At 41.7% G+C, this 19,248-nt stretch carries 20 protein-coding genes and 1 pseudogene; 14 read left to right on the top strand and 7 right to left on the bottom strand.

Annotation, left to right across the window (positions count from 1 at the left end; all coding sequences use genetic code 11):
• Positions 1-266: 266 nt before the first annotated feature.
• The 3 genes from ECA01S_RS00745 (at position 267) to ECA01S_RS00735 (ending at position 3,004) form a co-directional block, all read left to right on the top strand.
• Complete coding sequence (locus tag ECA01S_RS00745) at positions 267-569, top strand: hypothetical protein (RefSeq protein WP_067389599.1); 303 nt, start codon at positions 267-269, stop codon at positions 567-569.
• A 100-nt stretch (positions 570-669) separates the two neighbouring features.
• Entirely contained in the window at positions 670-1,434 is a 765-nt protein-coding gene (locus tag ECA01S_RS00740; RefSeq protein WP_067389596.1) for an ABC transporter ATP-binding protein, read from the top strand.
• Positions 1,427-3,004: a hypothetical protein gene (locus tag ECA01S_RS00735; protein WP_067389594.1), complete on the top strand. Its 1,578-nt coding sequence runs from the start codon at positions 1,427-1,429 to the stop codon at positions 3,002-3,004. Before ECA01S_RS00740 ends, ECA01S_RS00735 begins: the two co-directional genes overlap by 8 nt.
• A 55-nt stretch (positions 3,005-3,059) precedes the next feature.
• On the opposite strand, the gene ECA01S_RS00730 is transcribed toward ECA01S_RS00735, so the two are convergent.
• Positions 3,060-3,959: a C40 family peptidase gene (locus ECA01S_RS00730; protein ID WP_067389592.1), complete on the bottom strand. Its 900-nt coding sequence runs from the start codon at positions 3,957-3,959 to the stop codon at positions 3,060-3,062.
• 240 nt (positions 3,960-4,199) lie between these two features.
• Here ECA01S_RS00730 and msrC point away from each other — a divergent pair, with 240 nt between their 5' ends.
• The 10 genes from msrC (at position 4,200) to ECA01S_RS00680 (ending at position 13,243) form a co-directional block, all read left to right on the top strand.
• Positions 4,200-4,655, top strand: coding sequence for a free L-methionine (R)-S-oxide reductase MsrC (gene msrC / locus ECA01S_RS00725; protein WP_067389590.1), 456 nt, complete (start codon positions 4,200-4,202; stop codon positions 4,653-4,655).
• A 153-nt stretch (positions 4,656-4,808) separates the two neighbouring features.
• Positions 4,809-5,219 (top strand): phosphate-starvation-inducible protein PsiE, encoded by a 411-nt coding sequence (psiE, locus tag ECA01S_RS00720; RefSeq protein WP_071858920.1) that lies wholly within the window; start codon positions 4,809-4,811, stop codon positions 5,217-5,219.
• Between the two features lie 99 nt (positions 5,220-5,318).
• On the top strand, positions 5,319-6,305 hold the full coding sequence (locus ECA01S_RS00715) for a LacI family DNA-binding transcriptional regulator (protein WP_067389585.1): 987 nt from the start codon (positions 5,319-5,321) through the stop codon (positions 6,303-6,305).
• Positions 6,306-6,325: 20 nt separating this feature from the next.
• On the top strand, positions 6,326-7,057 hold the full coding sequence (locus ECA01S_RS00710) for a sugar phosphate isomerase/epimerase family protein (RefSeq protein ID WP_067389582.1): 732 nt from the start codon (positions 6,326-6,328) through the stop codon (positions 7,055-7,057).
• Positions 7,050-8,021, top strand: coding sequence for a sugar kinase (locus tag ECA01S_RS00705; protein ID WP_067389579.1), 972 nt, complete (start codon positions 7,050-7,052; stop codon positions 8,019-8,021). The genes ECA01S_RS00710 and ECA01S_RS00705 overlap by 8 nt, the downstream gene beginning before the upstream one ends.
• Entirely contained in the window at positions 8,018-8,641 is a 624-nt protein-coding gene (locus tag ECA01S_RS00700) for an orotidine 5'-phosphate decarboxylase / HUMPS family protein (protein WP_067389576.1), read from the top strand. Before ECA01S_RS00705 ends, ECA01S_RS00700 begins: the two co-directional genes overlap by 4 nt.
• Positions 8,634-9,173, top strand: a complete 540-nt coding sequence (hxlB, locus tag ECA01S_RS00695; protein ID WP_067389573.1) for a 6-phospho-3-hexuloisomerase — start codon at positions 8,634-8,636, stop codon at positions 9,171-9,173. The genes ECA01S_RS00700 and hxlB overlap by 8 nt, the downstream gene beginning before the upstream one ends.
• A gap of 15 nt (positions 9,174-9,188) precedes the next feature.
• A complete protein-coding gene (locus ECA01S_RS00690; RefSeq protein WP_067389570.1) occupies positions 9,189-10,472 on the top strand; it encodes a citrate transporter in 1,284 nt (427 codons plus the stop codon).
• 15 nt (positions 10,473-10,487) lie between these two features.
• Complete coding sequence (locus ECA01S_RS00685) at positions 10,488-12,605, top strand: hydantoinase/oxoprolinase family protein (RefSeq protein ID WP_067389568.1); 2,118 nt, start codon at positions 10,488-10,490, stop codon at positions 12,603-12,605.
• On the top strand, positions 12,605-13,243 hold the full coding sequence (locus ECA01S_RS00680; RefSeq protein WP_067389565.1) for a hypothetical protein: 639 nt from the start codon (positions 12,605-12,607) through the stop codon (positions 13,241-13,243). Before ECA01S_RS00685 ends, ECA01S_RS00680 begins: the two co-directional genes overlap by 1 nt.
• Positions 13,244-13,262: 19 nt before the next feature.
• On the opposite strand, the gene ECA01S_RS00675 is transcribed toward ECA01S_RS00680, so the two are convergent.
• Positions 13,263-14,525: a S41 family peptidase gene (locus ECA01S_RS00675; protein ID WP_067389562.1), complete on the bottom strand. Its 1,263-nt coding sequence runs from the start codon at positions 14,523-14,525 to the stop codon at positions 13,263-13,265.
• A 187-nt stretch (positions 14,526-14,712) separates the two neighbouring features.
• On the opposite strand from ECA01S_RS00675, the gene ECA01S_RS00670 reads away from it, so the two are divergent.
• Entirely contained in the window at positions 14,713-15,093 is a 381-nt protein-coding gene (locus ECA01S_RS00670) for a hypothetical protein (protein WP_067389558.1), read from the top strand.
• 558 nt (positions 15,094-15,651) lie between these two features.
• Here the strand turns inward: ECA01S_RS00670 and ECA01S_RS00665 are convergent.
• From ECA01S_RS00665 to ECA01S_RS00650, 5 genes and pseudogenes are all read right to left on the bottom strand, one after another.
• Complete coding sequence (locus ECA01S_RS00665; RefSeq protein ID WP_067389556.1) at positions 15,652-15,870, bottom strand: hypothetical protein; 219 nt, start codon at positions 15,868-15,870, stop codon at positions 15,652-15,654.
• Positions 15,871-15,882: 12 nt separating this feature from the next.
• Positions 15,883-16,746: a cytochrome d ubiquinol oxidase subunit II gene (cydB, locus tag ECA01S_RS14280; protein ID WP_082703212.1), complete on the bottom strand. Its 864-nt coding sequence runs from the start codon at positions 16,744-16,746 to the stop codon at positions 15,883-15,885.
• A 12-nt stretch (positions 16,747-16,758) separates the two neighbouring features.
• A complete protein-coding gene (locus ECA01S_RS14675) occupies positions 16,759-16,887 on the bottom strand; it encodes a hypothetical protein (protein WP_281176619.1) in 129 nt (42 codons plus the stop codon).
• A pseudogene (locus tag ECA01S_RS14275) lies at positions 16,880-18,324 on the bottom strand (cytochrome ubiquinol oxidase subunit I). The gene ECA01S_RS14675 and the pseudogene ECA01S_RS14275 overlap by 8 nt, the downstream one beginning before the upstream one ends.
• A 242-nt stretch (positions 18,325-18,566) precedes the next feature.
• Positions 18,567-19,241: a hypothetical protein gene (locus ECA01S_RS00650; protein WP_067389552.1), complete on the bottom strand. Its 675-nt coding sequence runs from the start codon at positions 19,239-19,241 to the stop codon at positions 18,567-18,569.
• Between the last annotated feature and the right edge of the window lie 7 nt (positions 19,242-19,248).

Genomic DNA, 19,248 nt, shown 5'->3' with positions numbered 1-19,248 from the left:
GGAATTCGGCAGTTTTTTTGATGCCAGTGCTTAAAATCGCAATAAGTAGCCATAGACTGAAACTCTCCGTAAAATCTAACCAACTACCAATCGAGTATGGTAGCTGGCTATTCAGATGGAGAATTCTTTGAATAAAGGAGCTTTTTTGCTTTTATAATAAAACCTGTTATGATTGGTATAGAACGTTCAGAAAGGATGACGATAATCTTGCAGCTGAAAGTGATTTCTCTTAATTGACTTAATTATTAGCCAAAGGAGGACTCATGATGAGACCTATCAAAATCATTCAAGAAAAGATAATCGAGAATGCGGTATTGAACGGCACCATTCGCCAACTGCAACGGCTATCCTCACAACATCCAGAACTTAGTGAAACAGTCATTTTAGCTAATCAGCTAAAACGACAATACTTTGATACCGTGAACACTGTGATTGGCACGCCTTTAACAAATCAGAAAGTCTGGTTGATGGAAATTGATCTGCCTAGAAATGACCGTCAATTTCAGCAAGCTGCTCAGCGTATAGATAGTAGAGAGGGCAGCTTCATCGTTTTAAAAGCGCTAAAATAGCGATTCCAGCTTATGCAATTTCGCATTTTTTCATGAAAATTCCCTAATCGATTGTATCAACCCCTTCTTTCCTGTATAAAGGTACTAAGGAGGGGTTTTCATGATTGAATTACAACATTTACGCAAAGAATACGGGCAGCAGGCTGCCTTAGCTGATCTAAATTTGACAATAAAATCTGGCGAAATTTTTGGGTTTTTGGGACATAATGGGGCAGGGAAGTCCACGACAATCAAAAGTCTGGTTAGTATCATTGAACCTACTTCTGGGACAATTCTCTTTGATGGGAAGCCACTTAGCGAAGACCGCCTAGCAATTAAACGCCGGATTGGCTATGTACCTGATTCACCTGATATGTTTTTACAGCTGACAGCTCGGGAATATTGGGAGCTGATTGCTGCGGCTTATGATTTAACAGCCGACCATAAAGAGACGCGTTTAGAAGAACTGATTGGCCTATTTGATATGCAAGGCAAAGAAGACGGCGTCATTGAGAGTTTCTCGCATGGGATGCGACAAAAAACCGTCATTATCGGTGCGCTCCTGCCAGACCCAGATATTTGGATTTTAGATGAGCCTTTACAAGGATTAGATCCACAAGCTTCTTTTGATTTAAAAAGCTTGATGAAAGCTCATGCTGAAAAAGGGAAGACCGTGATTTTCTCCACTCACGTTTTAGATACTGCTCAACAGCTTTGTGACGAGCTGGCAATTTTGAAAAAGGGTGAATTGATTTACAAGGGCTCAGTCGCTGACTTACTTGAAACAGCTCCCAATGAGTCATTAGAGACAATCTATTTGAAAATGGTCGGACGCCAAGCGGACCAACAAGCCATTACTGCTTTAGAAGGTGAGTCCCATGAATAAGCAACTCCGGGTATTACTGCAAACCAACTTACTGTATGCCAATCCGCAGGTGACGCAACAGCAGCGCCAAAAAGGGAAATCCGGAAAGGCCATCACGCGCACCATCCTTTTTCAATATGTCGCTTTGAGTATCATGTTCATGGTGATATATGGTGGCATGATGATGCTGTTAGACTTCACACGCCTGCCAGGCTATTTCACTTATTACGTGGCACTCTTCACTATAATGACCTTTGCGCAAAGCGTCACCTCAATTTTCAATTTGTTCTATGAGAGTAAAGACCTAACTAATTATCTGCCATTACCGTTCCAGCAAAAAAGTGTCTTTCTCGCAAAATTTATGATTGTCGCAATGACGATTTTGCCTTTTGCCTTACCGATTCTCGTGTTATTTCTCTTAACCACCATTAGAAGTGGTTCACTGTTAGGGATTCCGGTGGCAATCGTATTATTTGCTCTTTTTGCCGTTTTTTTAACTGCCCTTTGTGCCCTTATTGTCTTTGGTCTGACGCAAACTAATTTATTTGTACGTCACAAGAAAGTCGTAACCACTCTACTGATGTTGATTCCTTCCGTGGGGATGGTAGGGGGAATCTTATATCTAAATAGCCAGCAATCAGGTAGCTATGGTATGACAATCCATGATCAAATGATTCTGTGGCCGTTTTATCCACTATATAAAATATTGACTGCGCCGCTCAGCTGGCAAGCACTAGTGAGTCTTGCGGTACTAATCATCTTACTAGTAGGGGTATTATTAGTAGTCCAAAAACGGGTGATTCCACGTCTCTACGAACAGGAACAGGGAGAAGCGCCAACCCCAACTACCCGAAAGCATTATCGAAATGAAAGCTTTAAACGTCAGTTGTGGCGCTACAATTTTAGTCTAATCAAAGATCCGTCGTTGTTGATGCAAATTTTCTCCTCTACGATTTTATTACCAGTCGTAATGGTATTGAGCTTTGCATTAAATGGCCTGTTGGATTTCAGTCAATTGGATCAACGCTACTTTGGTGTTTTTCTGTTGGGAGGTATCTGCTTTAGCCTGATGTCGCTGAATCAAACAGCCATCGTCGCAAACATTATTTCCCTTGACCGGCAGAATTTCTATTTTATGCGCTCCTTGCCGATTTCCTTCAAGGAATACTTAAAGGCGAAGTTTATCTTTAGTTTCAGTCTTCAAGCGCTTATTACGGCCACGTTGCTCCTTGTAGGCGGACTCGTATTGAAAGTCCCTGTCATCCTCGTGGTGGCACTCGTCCTCGGGGACCTTTTAGGGAGTTATCTAGGAAGTTTGCGGTTTTTCGCCCGAGATTACAAACATTTAACCTTGAATTGGACCAACACCTCACAGTTGTTTAACCGCGGGGGTGGAAACTTTATGATGATGGTTTCGATTTTCGGAACTCTAATCGTAGGCGCAATCCTCATTGCTATCTACACTATACTAGTCAGCTCACAAGTAATGCCTGTCTTAGTCAATAGCGGCTTTGCTTTATTGATTGCTGGCGCTTCAGCTGGTGTGATTCTTTATTATGGTTTAGGCTTTTGGGGAAAATTGCATGACTAAAAAAAAGAGATGCCAATCACGGCATCTCTTTTTTTCTATCTAGATCAGGCGACTATTAAACGCGAATTGCAAAAGAAGGCGTATAGCCACTAATTGTATCGTATTTTACGACATCGCCTGGAACTGGTGCATGAATATATTCACCATTTCCTACATAGATTGCGACGTGGTAGCTAGCGCCAGGTGAACCCCAGAATAATAAATCACCCGCTTGAAGTGCGTCCATCGAAACTGACGTGCCGGCACTTTCTTGATCAGTGGTAGTCCGGCCTACGCTGATGCCCATCTGATTAAACACATATTGGACTAAACCAGAGCAGTCAAAGCCACTAGGAGTCGTACCGCCCCAAACATAAGGCGTTCCTAAATAATTTGCGGCGATACTAGGGGCACTGTTGCCACCTGTTGTTTCCTTTAGTGCTTGTTCCTCAGCTTGTGCTTCTTTTACCGCTTCTTCAAGCTCATTTAAAGTTGCTTGGGCAGCCGCTTTCTGTTCGTCTAACTCTTTTTGCGTTGCCTCATTTTTGTCTTTTTCCTTCGAAAGTTCTTTTTCATCATCTTGCTTTTGCTCCAAATCATGCGCCAATTTCTCAACAGTAAGGGTCAGGCTGTTCAATGAATCATTGGTTGTAGTGACCGCAGTTAGCGGTGTAACCGTCAATGGCGAGAGGGGCTGAACATCTTCCGCACCTAATTCTTTTAGGTTAGCCAATTTTTGATTTTCCTCTGAAAGTTGCAATGCTAAAGCTTGATTCTCATCTTTTACTTTTTCTATGGCCGCTTCGAGTTTCTTTGCGGTAGTAGTAGTAGTCTCGATTTTTTGACTAATTTTTTCGATTGTTGCTTTTTGAGAGGTAACATCCTCTTTTGTAGCAGCCAAGGATTGACCGCCCATAAATAAAGCTGCACTTAAAGCAGCGACTGTGACTGTATTTTTAATTAACGATTGTTTCAATCATCATCTTCCTTTCAAAAAGAGGTACGAGATGTATTAAACCATATTTTGATGTCAATTTATGTAAAAGGGGCGTTAAAGTTACGTTGCCATTTTTACAAAAAACCTAGAATTATTACAAAATATTCAAAGTAATCGTTTTCTAGCGAGAAATGTCACGAAGCTGTAAAATGACACTAGCTATTTGGGAAACTTTCTACTATACTAAAGCATTATTAGCGGTTAAGGGAGAGGACGTAGATGGATAAACAAGCAACATACGAATTGATGCTTCAGCAACAGGCAGGATTACTGGATTTGGAAAAAGATCCAATTGCTGCTTTAGCCAACAGCTCCGCACTTTTGAATGAAACCTTACCAGGCTCTGTTTTCACTGGTTTCTATTTATATGATGGTGAGGAGCTAATATTAGGACCGTTTCAAGGCCGCGTTTCTTGTACACGAATCAGGATGGGGAAGGGCGTTTGCGGAGAATCTGCTGAAAAACGTCAAACAATAATAGTTGATGATGTAAAACAGCATGCCAATTATATAGCCTGTGATTCCGCAGCAATGTCTGAAATCGTAGTCCCCATCGTAAAAGGAGAACGTTTGATTGGCGTCATTGATTTAGACCACAGCCAGACTCATGCTTACGATGCCACAGATCAACATTACTTGGAACAACTGGCGGAACAGCTAGCTGAGCTTTATTAGAAAGACCCATCAAACAAAATAGAAGTAAAACCGTTTCTTCGACTGTCTAGCTGAAGAAACGGTTTTTTTGCAAAAAAAGTTAACCGGTAAACCAAAAAGCGCTTTCATTACGCTCGTTTTTCTGCTATCTTAGAGAAAAAGGAGGGAGTTGTGATGCATTTTAGTTTTTATAAACGTGTAATAAACGTCGTGCTGGATATCATCTTAGGAACCTTAGCCGTCATTGTCATCTTTTATATGATTCGTCATCTGTATGATTTAGTCGGACTCGTTTTTATGCCGGTAAACCCACAAAACTTTTCTACTGTGATGCAAGAAATCACGTCATTCTTCATGTTGTTTGAGTTTGTGATTATGCTGGTACGCTATATTCAAGAAGGACACCACATTCCTATCCGCTACCTGATTCTCATCAGCATGACCGCTATCTTACGACAATTACTAGTGATTCATGAAAAGGGTACACAAACCTTGTTACTTGCACTCTCCATTTTACTCCTAGCAGCAGTTCTAATGATTCTATCCAAGTTCGGCGAACAGTTTCACGAAAAGCCAAAAAAATAGAGATAATTCTATAAAAATGACAAACGTTATTGACATTTTTGTAGTTAGCGCTTACAATCTAGTTAACCGGTTCCCTAAAAGCGAAAAAGAGGTAAATCTATGAAAGAAAATTTGACGATTCAGGACATCGCCACTCGCGCCGGGGTCTCTAAAACGACGGTTTCTCGTTACTTAAACGGCAAATATGGCAATATGTCCCTCAAAACGAAAGCAAAAATTAAAGCAATTATTGAAGAAGTCGGCTACCGTCCTAGTAAACAAGCACAGTATCTCAAATCTAAAAAGAGTTATCTGCTAGGTCTTTTAGTCGCCGATATCGAAAATCTATACTCTGCTTATCTTATTAAGTCCGTACAGGATGCCTTGGAAGGTACAGACTATCAAATCTTAATCATGAATACCAACAATTCAAAGAAAGCAGAACAAAAAGCATTACAGAAATTATTAGATCAAAATATTGATGGTATTTTACTTCAACCTGTTTCAACGAATATCGAAGATTTCAAACTGTTACAAGATGCCGCAATCCCAACGATCTTAATTGACCGCTCCTTAGTTAACAGTCACTGGACAACGGTTCAATCCAATAATTACCAGGTAACAAAAGAGCTAGCTAACCATATCATTCAGCTAGGTTATCAACGAATCATCCATGTTTCAGAACCAATTGAAAATATTAGTCCGCGGGTTGAGCGGTATGATGGGATGCGCGTCGAGGCGATGACCCAAAATATTCCCTTAGATTTAGTGGAGCTGACACAAAAGGGATACTCATTAGAAGCCTATCTAGCGGCACATCCTCTTAAAGAAAAAACTGCGTTCTTCGCGGCAAACGGTAATGCCTTATACGAAGTCGTGGCAACTTTAAAACGCTTAGGTTTAGAAATTCCGAAAGACTGCGGTGTCTCTGGTTTTGATGATTGGTTCTGGGCTGAACTAGTGCCACCAGGTATTACCACGATTCACCAAAACCCGCATCAAATTGGGTTACGCGCAGCTGAGCTATTAGTAGCTGAAATTCAAGAAGGGATCCCGGTGGAGCGTATCGAGATTCCGTCAGAACTGCACATCCGGCATTCACTATAGAAAGGGGTCTTCCTTAGTTTATGAATTTATTGCTTAATACGATTATTTCGTTAGAAGAAGAGCTTTCACAACAAGATTTTGTTCAACAGGTAGCGGCTTTAGATCTTCCTATCGCAGGAATCGAGTTGCGCTACGAATATTTCCCTGAAACGAAAGACGAGCGCCAAGCCGTTTTTCAAGAGTTTTTGGAAACCGGTAAACATAAAGGCTGGCAAACGTTTCTCTCAATCCCGTTACCTTTGTTTACCACTAACGGGCTCCATCCTGATCTCGAATTATTTCTGAGAGAAGCAGAGCAATTAAATGTGCGCTCTGTCAAAATGAATATTGGCGATTTGACGGGGATTTCGCAGGTGAAAACGTCAGAGTTAACAGCGCTGTTAGATAGCTATCAGATAAACCTGACGATTGAAAATGATCAAACTGAAGAAAACGGTCATTACGGTCCTGTCAAAGCTGCCTTGACTGCTATTGAAGAGCAGAGCTTGCCTGTTGGCTATACCTTTGATTTAGGCAATTGGTTAGTAATGGAGGAAGATCCTTATCAAGCCTTCAACGCCTTAAAGCCTTACATCACCGTCTTCCATATGAAGAATCTTCAAGATAAACAGACAACTTTACTAGAAGAGGGCGCGCTGGATTGGCGTAAATTTCTAGGACTACCCGTTCCATATGTTTTAGAATATCCCATGACCGTGGCACAGATTCCCGGTGAAGTAGCAAAAATGAAGGAGGCAGAACAACGTGGGTAAAGTATTGACTATCGGTGAACCAATGGCTATGTTCGTCGCACAAACGGAAGGTAAATTGAAAGATGTAGAGACTTTTCAGCGCTTTGTAGCGGGCGCGGAGGTTAATGTTTCTGTAGGGGTATCTCGCTTGGGACACGAGATCGAGTATATCACACAATTAGGTCAAGATCCTTTTGGCGAATATATCAGTGATTTCTTAAAACAAGAATCTGTAGGTACCAATTATCTGCAATATAACGAAAATTTCCCGACTGGTTTCCAATTGAAGAACAAGGATTCAAAAAACGATCCTGAAGTCGTGTATTTCCGTAAAGGCTCGGCAGCTTCTCAGTTAACGAGAGAAGTTTTAGCAAAAATCGATTTTTCTGATGTGGATGTTTTCCATGTGACGGGCATCTTCATGGCGCTTAATGATGAAACTTTCCAATTAACTAAGGAATTAATTTTAAAAGCGAAAAAAGCCGGCAGCTTCATCACCTTTGATCCTAACTTACGGCCGGTCTTATGGGGCTCACAAGAAAAAATGGTTGCGCGCATAAATGAAATCGCTTCATTATGTGATTTTGTTTTACCAGGGATTGGCGAAGGCTTTATCCTAACTGGCTATACTGAACCAGAACAAATTGCCCAATTTTATCTCGATCTCGGTGCTCATGGGGTCATTATTAAAAAGGGACCCAACGGCGCTTTCGCCATGTGGCAAGAGCAAGATGGTATCCACACACTGGATGCACCAGGCTTCCGCCTAGCTGAAGTTGTCGATACAGTAGGTGCCGGCGATGGATTTGCGGTAGGCGTGATCACCAGTATTTTGGAAAATCTTTCAATGCCAGATTTATTGCAGCGGGCAAACGCGATTGGCGCAATTCAAGTTAGCCATATTAGTGATAATGAAAACTTACCCACACCTGAGCGGCTAGCTGATTTTATCAAAGATCATACACAGGAAGGAGCAACGGCATGAGATTACAAGTCGCTATTGACCGGGTCCCACTGGCTCGTGCCAAGGAATTGGTTCAAGAATTGAATCAAGCCGACATTATCGAAATCGGCACTTCATTAAGTAAAGATTATGGACTTCAATGTGTAACAGAAACAAAAACTTTTAAGGGTACTGCCAAACTATTAGTCGATATAAAGACGATTGATGAAGCAGCGTATGAATTCACCAAGTATTTTGAAGCAGGTGCTGATATTTTGACGGTTATGGGGGCCGGTGCCTACGAAACCGTAGAAATTTGCTACCAAGTTGCCGAAAAATTTGGAAAGGAAGTGCTGATTGATCTATTAGAATGTGACGAGGAACGGATTGAACGAATCGCCCACTTCGAGAACGCAATCTACGCGATGCATTTTTCGAAAGACAGCAATCAGAAAGTTTCGGTCGTAGATGAAGTCAAACGCTTTGTCACACGTTTCCCTCATATCAAACGCATCGCACTAGCGGGCGGCTTGAATTTAGAAACAATGGCGGCGTTAAAAGAAACGCCCCTTGAAATAGCAATTGTTGGCAGTGCCATTGTTGGAAAAGAGGCGCCACAAAAGGAACTAGAAAAATATTTGGAGGTTTTGTTGGATGAATGACATGCAAACGATACTAAAGGAAATTACGGACGTATTAGACAAAGTCGATCCGCAAGAGGTGGAGACTGCCATTGAATTGTTAGGCTCTGGTAAACGAATCTTTGTTTTAGGGGAAGGCCGCAGCGGCTTACAAGGAAAGGGCTTTGCTATGCGCTTGATGCACATTGGCTTAACGCCTTTTGTCATTGGTGAATCAACCACCCCTTCAATTCAAAAGGATGATGTACTAGTTGCTATCTCCGGTTCAGGGACCACCAGCACCATTGTCAGCTTAGCTGAGAAAGCTCGCAAGCAAGGGACGGCCGTCTTAGGTATCACTAGTAAAGCTGATTCACCACTAGGCACTTTAGCATCACAAGTTTTAGTAATTCCCGGTGCAACCAAGACGGGAAATGGGAAATCAATTCAGTTACTTAGCACACTCTTTGATCAAACGCTGCACATTCAATTGGATTATATCTGTCTAGAGTTAAGCCGCAAATTGAAGGTTTCTAACGACGACGCGAACAAGCAACACTCAAATATGGAATAAAAAGGAGAGCGAAAAATGGACTTTATTATTGGTGTCATCTTATTGATCACGTATTTCTTATTGATTCGCTTTGCTGCTAAAGGCGGCAACTTGATGGTCGGATTCTTTGTAATGGCAATTATTTGGGTATTCTTCAGTATTGTTGGCGGACAGCTGACATGGGACCAAGCGATGTTGGACGTTTTCCAAGGTGGACCGGAAAGCTGGGGGGCAACAGCCGTTATCGTTATCTTCGGTAGCTGGTTTGGCCGCATCTTGATTGAAACTGAAATTGCCTCTAGCTTAATCAAAAAAACCGTTGAGCTAAGTGGTGAAAATCCACTATTCACAACCATCTTATTGTGTATCGTAACAACTTTGATTTTCACTTCCACATTCGGTGCCGGTGCCGTTGTTGCCATTGGGATCATTGTACTGCCAATCTTAATGTCACTAGGAGTACCGAAACCATTGGCGGTAACGTCTTACTTAATGAGTGTCGGTAGTGGGATGTACGTCAATATTGTACTCTTTAAACAGATGCAAGGAATCTTTACTGAATATCAATACGACTGGAGCTACCTACGCTTTGGTTTTACGGCTCTCGGCGTTCAAACCGTCATGATTATTTTAATGTTAGTCTTCGGTTTACGGAAAAAACGCACGTATAACTGGGCAGCGGTTGCTTCGGCTGTAGAAAAGAAAAAGGACATTCCAGTCTATGCCTTGATTACTCCCGTTATTCCAGTATTGTTAGCAATCGTTTTTGGCTGGCAACCAATCCCAGCCTTTATCGTCGCTTCATTATATGCGTTAGCTGTCTGTGGTAAATTACCTAACTATAAAGACGGCACACGCTTGATTACGCGGACTTTCTATGATGGTGTCGTGGACGTCGCTTCACTACTTGGTTTCTTATTCATTCTACCAATGTTTAATAAGGCTTCTGGAATCGCCGCACCATTCTTCCAAGCAGTTATCGGTGACTTCATGCCCACCAGTACCTTAGTATTGTGTATTGGTTTTGCCATCTTGATTCCACTAGGACTATTCCGTGGCCCATTGACGATCTTTGGGGCCGGTAGTGCCACAGTTGGTATCTTACAAGGAATGGGGATTTTCCCAGTTAGTCTGTTGTTCCCATTAATCTATATCCCAACAATTTCTATGAACCTATCGACATGTCCAACCCAATCTTGGAACTTGTGGGCGTTAAACTATTCAAAAGTTGGCGCAAAAGAATTCATGCTTACTGGGGTACCTTGGGGCTGGGCCGCTGGTGCAATCAACGTGATGATCTGTTACATGATGTTTGGTTAAGAGGAGGAAAAATAAATGAAACGTGCAATCCGCGTCGGTATCGACGTTGGGGGAACCCATACAAAAGCAGTTGCTATTGATAATGATACATTTGAAATCGTAGGGATTGGGTCTGTTAAAACCACTCACGATGATGAATTAGGCGTTTCTGCTGGTGTTGTACAGGCCTTTGAAAAATGCTTAAATGAAAACGGTATCGCGCCAGACGAAGTAACCTTTATCGCACACAGTACTACTCAGGCGACTAACGCGCTCCTAGAAGGGGATGTAGCCGTAACCGGCGTCATCGGCATGGGCAATAGCTTTTTGGCTAAACGCCAAGCCGTGATTCACGACATAATCCTGGACGAAACCGGCAAACGAAAAATCTCCACTCATAATAAATACATTCCACTGAAAAAATTTGATAAGTCGATCGCCAAGCGCACCATGGAAGAGTTGATTGGCGAAGGCGCTGAAGTCATCGTTGCGTCAAAAGCCTTCGGGGTGGACGATAAATCAGAAGAAGAAGCGATTGCGGAAATCGGGAAAGAAATGAACGTAGAGGTTTCGCAAGCTAGTGATATTAGTAAAATGTACGGCCTTTCCAAACGGACTCGGACCGCAGTTATCAACGCCTCTATTTTACCGAAAATGTTTGAAACTGCCGATAGTACAGAAGACAGCGTCCGTCAAGCCGGCATTAAAGTACCCTTGATGATTATGCGCGGCGATGGTGGGGTTATGGATATTAACGAAATGCGCAAACGGCCTGTTTTAACCATGTTATCAGGTCCAGCAGCCTCAACTGTTGGTGCCTTGATGTACTTGAAAGCCTCCAATGCCATCTTCTTTGAAGTTGGTGGAACCAGTACTGATATTGGGGTCATTAAAAATGGACGTCCAATGATTGATTACTCCGTTGTCGGCGGACATAAAACCTTAATTAGTTCGCTAGATGTTCACGTATCCGGTGTTGCTGGCGGAAGTATGGTACGGGCAGATAAGAGCAGTGTCGTTGCAGTAGGTCCACGTTCAGCCCATATCGCTAAACTACCGTATGCAGCCTTCAGTACGCCAGAAGAAATTATCAATCCAAAAGTCGTACGGATTCAACCATTGGAAAACGATCCAAGTGATTATATTGCCATTGAAGGTGAAGATGGCAAACGCTTTGCGATTACCGTTACTTGTGCAGCCAATGCTTTGAAATTAGTGAAGAAAGGCGATTACTCTTTCGGGAACTATGATGCCAGTTACAAGGCCATCAAAGCTTTAGCTGACGATATCGGTCTATCTGTTGAAGAAACGGCTACCCAAATTATGGACCGGGCCTCTGATGTTGTTATTAAGGTTATCAATTTCTTAGCAGACAAACACAAAGTCGAACGCAGCCAAATCTCCTTAGTCGGCGGAGGCGGCGGTGCTACCTCACTGCTTCCTTACACAGCTAAAAAGATGGGCTTAGGTTATGACATTGCTCAACATGCGGAAGTTATTTCTTCCATTGGGGTGGCTTTGGCGATGGTTCGTGATGTTGTGGAACGGGTAATTCCAAATCCAGCCCCACAAGATTTAGAGGATATCCGTAATGAAGCAATCCAATCCGCCACTAAATCTGGGGCGGCTCCGGAAACGATTGAAGTTCAAATGGAAATTGATTCTCAAACAAATAAAGTTCGCGCAATTGCGACTGGTTCTACCGAAGTAAAAACGACTGACTTATCAGCGAAAGTCGATGAGGCAGAGGCGAAGCAATTAGCAGCCAAATCGATGCAGATTTCCGAAGAAAAAGCTTACTTGATTCAAGAAAATGAATACTTCTATTGCTTCGGTACCATGAAAAATGATCAACAAGAATTACGGATTATTGATAAGAAAGGCTTCATTAAAATTCAGCGGGGCGATGGTGAGGCCGTTAAAACAACTGTCGGTGGCATTCGCAATGTAGTCGATAATTTCTGGGAAGATCTAGCTGTCTATAAGAGTGACATTAAGCTGGCTCCAGACATTTACTTATGTATCGGGGCTAAAGTAGTCGATTATACCGGCATGCTAGAGCTTTCACAGCTACACATGGTCATGGATACCGAGCTTATGCAGCACGGCGGTAAAGAAGAGGTTATCGTGGTCGCCGCACGAAATAATCTATAATGGAACTGGAACGTATGCTGCAGCACTTGCTATGGCTCACGGATGATACGATTATCCGTGAAGCCATCAGCAATGATCGTATTGGCTACAAGCTCTCTTTAGATGAAATCGAGCAAAAAGGTCGTATGGCGAAAAATCTAGGGATTCGTCTTGCTGAAAAATATCAGCAGCTAGTTGAGCCGCCAACCGTCGAAGCACTGGCGGACTATCTAGGAGTGCAAATTGAGGAGCAAGAGATTGGTGTGGATAAAAGCTTTGCCACATTAGGCTATTTCGAGACTCCTAACAAAATTGTCGTAAATACTTTATTCAAGGAAAAGGATTCCTATTTTGCCGAACATAACTTGGAACAATGGCAATTCGAGAAGTGGCGTGATGTCATTATCGCCCATGAACTCTTTCACAGTATCCAGGAGCATGAACAACTTGATTTACAAGATTTTCAAATCAAATTGTGGGGGATTGGGCGTTATCAGCATATGTCAACAATCAACGCACTAGTTGAAATAGCCGCCAATAGCTTTGCCAAAAAATGGCTAAATTTAGACTATTATCCTGGAATCCTTGATAAAATCGTGCTATATCCTTATTTTCCAGAAGAAATTGCTAGCAGCATTCAGACAGACCTACAAAAATAGAAGCGATACAGAGTTGCCTTTAGGACTCTGTATCGTTTTTTAAAGCTCTTGCCAAGATAGGATCTGCGCCATTTTGGACATCCTGAATGGTAAGACTGATCTCAATCTCTGGCTTGAGGCCTTGGTTATGGTGAATTGTGCCAGCTGGCAGTTCCACAGCTTTAGCCGTCACTTGGAAATAACCACCTGTTTCCAAAGGAATCCACGCAGATTGACCAGTAGATCCTGCCGTTGAGGTGCCTATCGTGACAGTCTTAGACCGCTGGATAAAGTTCATCAAAAAATTTTCTGCAGAAGAATAGGTCGCCGCATCTTGCAGCAAAACAACAGGTTTCTCCGCTAGTTTTCCAGCAAATTCAGGATAAAAGGCTGTTTCAGATTGCTCTTCAAAAGCCTGATGACGCCAACTAGCTAACTCCTTATGAAAACGGGTTTGCGCTGCTTCATCCAGCATTTTTGCTGGCCAAGTGGCGATTTGTGACCCATTCGCATAAGTTTCTCCATTAGTTAATTGATAGTAGTAGCGCTCAACTAGAAACTCACCTGGATAAAAAGCCTGAGCAAGCTCATCTGCAAACCCAGAATTACCGCCTAGATTTCCACGTACATCGATGATCAATTTATCAGCCTGCTGCAATAACTCGACATGGCGATAAAAATCTTTGACCATTGTTTCTGACATAAAGTGTTGGATTTTCACCATGATTGAGTCTTCAATTTGATAAAGGGATAGGCCTTCGTGTTGATAGCGGAGAACGCCTTGTCGCAATGGTTTAGCCAGGCGGGGCGTAGCGACCATTTTGATTAAATAGTGCTCCCCGGCAACGCTTATATTCAGCCCATCAGGAAAGAAGAAGGGGAGACGCGCGACTAAATTCACATAAAAAAAGTCTGTTTCATGCCAGATAAAGGGCTTAATTTCAGCTAAAAACTGTTGAACTGGTTTACCTTCAATTTTTTGAACTACTTGGCCAATCAAATCAATATAGGGTACTTGAGCATTCGTAACAACCAATTCATTTTCTATCATTTCAAACTTAATAGGACTAAATTGATTAACATTCAGAGAAGAGGGGAGGATTATCTGAGTGTGTCCATCCTTCAGCAAAGTCGCAAGCTTCATAAGTTCAAGATAGAATTCTCGTTCAGTGAGACCTTGCGAAACTGTCGCCAACAATTGCTCATAAGCAGCTGTCCATTCTTTTAACAAATCATCTGTCCAATAAGGAAACAGAAATTGCGCCTCATGATAAATACGTGCTAAATCCATTATTTGTTTCATAAAAAGCCTCCTAAATATTTATGAAGTAACCAGAATTATATTATGTAAACTAATATCAATTTTTAATAAGCTAAGTCAATTGTAGCACATTTCTTATCAACGCAAATTTTGAGAATGATTTGATAAAAAAAGAAGCATCCAGCACTCCCGAAACGCTCTATAATAAGCATGTAAGGGGGCGCAGTACATGAGAAACAAACGTCTTATTTCAATCATTAGCGTCATGTTATTTGCCTTTGTTGTCGTTATATTGTTGATTCGACCAATTTGGGGACATTCTGACCAACTAAAGGCTGATGATTCGACAGTACAGCTGCAAGAAACTTTGGTAGAAGAACCCGGATTACTACCCACAAAACAAGACTTAGCCTATTTAGACCAAGTAGATGGCCACTACGTGTTCTCAGAATCTATCCAATATCTAGGCTTGCAGCAAGGGAAAGACTATCACGTGAAAGTCTCAATCAAAGATCATGGAAAACCCGTCACAGACTTCGTGGCACTTCAAGGTCGAATGAACCGCGAAGGAATCATTCATCTACACGGACGCCTTAAAATCAATAAATAGTATGAATTTAAGTGAGCCATTGATAAGTTAATGGCTCTTTTTTTGTCTACATAAACAATGTAGCTACTTGCAGTGCTTGAAACGGCTGTTTGTCAGTCACAGCAAATAGGATTCGAACTTACAAAAATCAAAGTCGCAGATTTCATTTTAACTATCACAATTAGTCAAAAGAATTTCAGTAGCTGTAGCTTAAGAATTCAAAGTATCCAACTAGCTATAAATCATCAGAAAAAGTTCAGAAAAGTTAAATAAGGAATTGTTCTTAATGATTGGTGTTTAAATTAAGACTAAGAGAGGATAGAGCACCTAAAAGAGGATTTAACAAGCTATTTTGTATTAATTTTATTCTAGTTAACATAATATACATTATACAAAGTAGATTACATAAAGACTATTACAACGCTGTTTTACATATTATTCATTCCCTTTGCCATTAATTAGCCATCATTTATTGATGTGTTTTAACATGATGATAAATTTGCTGTTTTGACTAAATAAAAAAACTAACTGAGTCATATTCAAGCATTGCTCGCTCAGTTAGTTTACTTATAGTAGATTCTATTTTTTTACTTTCACTGGAACTGGTTCTTGACGTCCATAGCCTTTAGCATTCAAATAGATTCCCCAAGCCAATACTACCAGCGCTACGCCAAAAATACTCGCTTGTCCCCAAAAATTACCAATCAATGGTTGCAGCCAAATATGCCAAGAAAACATCCAAGTCCACGGCAGCACGATTACGACTGTCCAACCAATTACATGAAATACTTTACGCATATTGTTTCCCTCCTAATAATTGATTTCGCTATCCGGTGCTTGATACACTTTATGAATCAAATGATAGGCCGTGATTTGCAGAATGATCATCAGTGGTAACATCATCCCCGAACCAAAAGCAACCCAGAGTTGAGATTCCCGTCCGCTAGCAGCTGCCATGATTGTTAAGGGAATTCCCGAGGTACTACTGATCAAATTCGGATATAGTCCCAAAAAGATTACTGCGCTAAAACTACCAATAGCCACTGCTGCTCCCCAAAAACTGATTCTAGGGCGATTCCAGCTCACCAGAACCAAACCGATTGCCAACACACTAAGTACAACGATCGCCGCGGCAAGATGAGCTTGAAACATCGTAGTATTAAGGGCTAGTAACACAACTTCTAATAGTGCCAAGCCGTAACAACTATAATTCACCAGCTTCAATGGTCTTTTCAAATTGCTTGCTGTTGTTTCTGGTGCTCGTTTCCGCACACGCGTTAAGCCAATCTGAATGCAGAGTAAGACTAAAAATAATGCCGAGCATAATGTAAAGAGATTAAAGACTTCACCTGCTTTGATCCAAATAAAATCCCCATTGAATGTCACGCCCCTCAATGAAGCGCTGAAGATAATGCCCAATAAAAATGGCGGTATTAAACTTCCCAAAAATAATCCCCAGTCCCATACGCGATTATACGTTTTACTGCGCCATTTTTTTCGATAATCAAATGCGACGCCCCGAAACATAAAACAAACTAACATGAAAATAAAAAACAAATAAAATCCTGAAGTTAAAGCAGCATACCAATGAGGAAATGCCCCAAACATGGCAGCCATGCCAGCGACGAGCCATGTTTCATTGCCGCCCCAGACTGGCCCTGAGGTACGCACAATTGCGTCGCGGTCTTAATCATCATGAACAAAGAATGTCGCAATTCCCGCTCCAAAGTCCGTGCCGCCTAAAATTAAGAATAGAGATAGCTCGCTGGCAACTAGCAAATACAGGGCAAACTGCAGATTAGTCGGATTAGCCATGACTCTTCCCCTCCCCCATTAACATATTGTCTGCTGATAGATCCTCGTCCATATTTCCATCAATATTGGGAGCGCCTTTTTTTAGTGTTCGATGGCCCATTACCAAACCTGTGGTGATCAAAAGACAATCCACTATGGCAAAAAGACTAATGGAAGTGATGATTTTTGCAGCGGTCATATTAGGAGAGACAGCATCTAATTGTGTAAATAAGCCGTAGACGACGAAAGGATAACGGCCTACTTCGGCTACTACCCATCCTGCAATGACCGTAATATATGGAAACCACATGGTGATCCCTAACGCTTTTAGCAAACGCGGGTGTTCTTCAATCGCCTTTTTGCCTTTTTGCGTCGATGGAGTAGAAACAAAGCGATCATACCAAAGATAATATAATAATACCCACTGAAAACCATCCAGCGCATACACCAGAAGATTAGCGTAACTGGCGGATAATAGGTCATATCCCCGTCATACGAAGCGGCTACCTCCTGATCGTACTTCTCATGGTAAGTTTGAGCAATTGAATTCATTCCCGCCGATGCGCCTACAAATTTACCTGAACCAAAATAGCTGCCTAATCCGGGGATTCCTAAACCATAACTCTTATGTTCACTTTCGTCAATCCAAGCGACAACATCCCAAGGCGTTCCGGTTGTAGTGCTACCTTCGTCTTCATATTGAGCTTCGGCCGCCGCAAATTTCATTGGTTGCAGATTTAACGTTGCCGCAATTTGGTCATCCCCCATTTGCGGTTGAATAATTGCCGCTGGCAGGAACATCAAAACGCCAATTTGAACGGCTTTTTTAAAGAGAACTGTATCTCGTTTCCGCAATATTTGCCAGGCAGAGACACCTGCGGTTACCAAACCACCTAAAATCATAATAGCGAAGAAGACGTGAAGTGCCTCGGGCCAGTATTGTGGGTTCCGTAATAATGAAATCACACTGTCTAGTTGGGCTCGACCATTTACCATCGTAAAACCGACTGGATTTTGCATAAAAGCGTTGATCGTAATAATCCAAACAATGGAGAATAATGACGTGATAAAAAGCAGCGCACCAAATAAGACGTGTAGTTTCTTATTGATTTTCCCCCAGGTAAAGCGCCACAGTCCTATCAAGGTTGACTCCATGAAAAAGGCCATAATCCCTTCTAGAGCTAAAGGGACGCCGATTACATCACCAAAGAAATAAGCGTAAACAGACCAATTCATACCAAACTGAAATTCCATGATGAGTCCGGTGACCACACCAGTAGCAAAACTGACAAAATAAAGTTTCGCGAAAAATAAAGCTAAGCGGCCATAATGCTCTGTCTCCTTTTTACCAAAAACATAGAGTAATTCAAAAATTAAGGTTGCTGCCATTAAGCCGACTGTTGTGGGGACAAAGAAAAAATGAACAATTGCCGTTAACGCGAATTGAATTCGGGACATCGTTGTCACAAACATACTCATGGCTAACATTTATATTCCTCCTCTCTTGTAAAATACTAAAGTAAACGCTTTCATAATTATATGTTACTCCTCCATTGATTATTTTGCGAATGATTGAACTTTTGTAATTGAGTGTCTTTTATTGATTTGTTCGTATTCCTAGCATGACGACACGCGACACAACACAAAAACGCCTTAGCATGTGAAAAACATCTACAAGCTAAAGCGTTTTCCCTATTTTTTTATAACATAGCACTTAAACTCATTAGAAACAGCGTCAGTGCACCTACGATAATCATCCCCTGCTCGTAGCGGTACCCCAGCGGTTCGAGTTCTTTAGGGGCAACCTTCATTACGGCAATGTCGGGAAACTGCGTATTAAAGAATTTTAGGTAAGGATATGCAGCCGGAGCTAATGCAACCGTAATACCCGTTGATCCCTCAGCTAAATGATGCTTAATTTCTTCAAAATTGGTGACTTCCCAATACACATTAGGATAATCGCGCATTAGCTGGCGCAGGTTATCGTTGGTGAATTGTGTGCTTTCTTTTGGTTGACCCTTTTGTGACATTGTCGGCCCATCTACAATCAAGTAGCCACTAGTCCGTCCTAAAACTGCTCCTTTAGGCGCTAATTGTCGCATAAAGTCTTCTGCTCCCACCTTAATCACGGTGATTTCTGGGGACAGTTCTAATATGCTCTTACGATATTTCTGACTCATAGGCGTAATGGCAACTGCGTCATACCTTTTGATCGTTTCTTCATTTAAGTCATAAAATGGGACCGTCTCCCAATCATATTCTCTATAATCAACTTTTAAATAATTCAACAGTCTTGGAATATAATTTTGGTCCTGTTGCGCCCAAAAAATACCGTCAGCTGTTTGAACGGCCGTAATAGGTACTAAACCCTTCATATTGCTC

The sequence above is a fragment of the Enterococcus canis NBRC 100695 genome (assembly GCF_001544375.1).
In the GTDB taxonomy this organism is placed as follows: Bacteria; Bacillota; Bacilli; order Lactobacillales; family Enterococcaceae; genus Enterococcus_H; species Enterococcus_H canis.
Note: the sequence above shows the minus strand (reverse complement) of the source record. Positions and strands in the feature narration are given on the sequence as shown.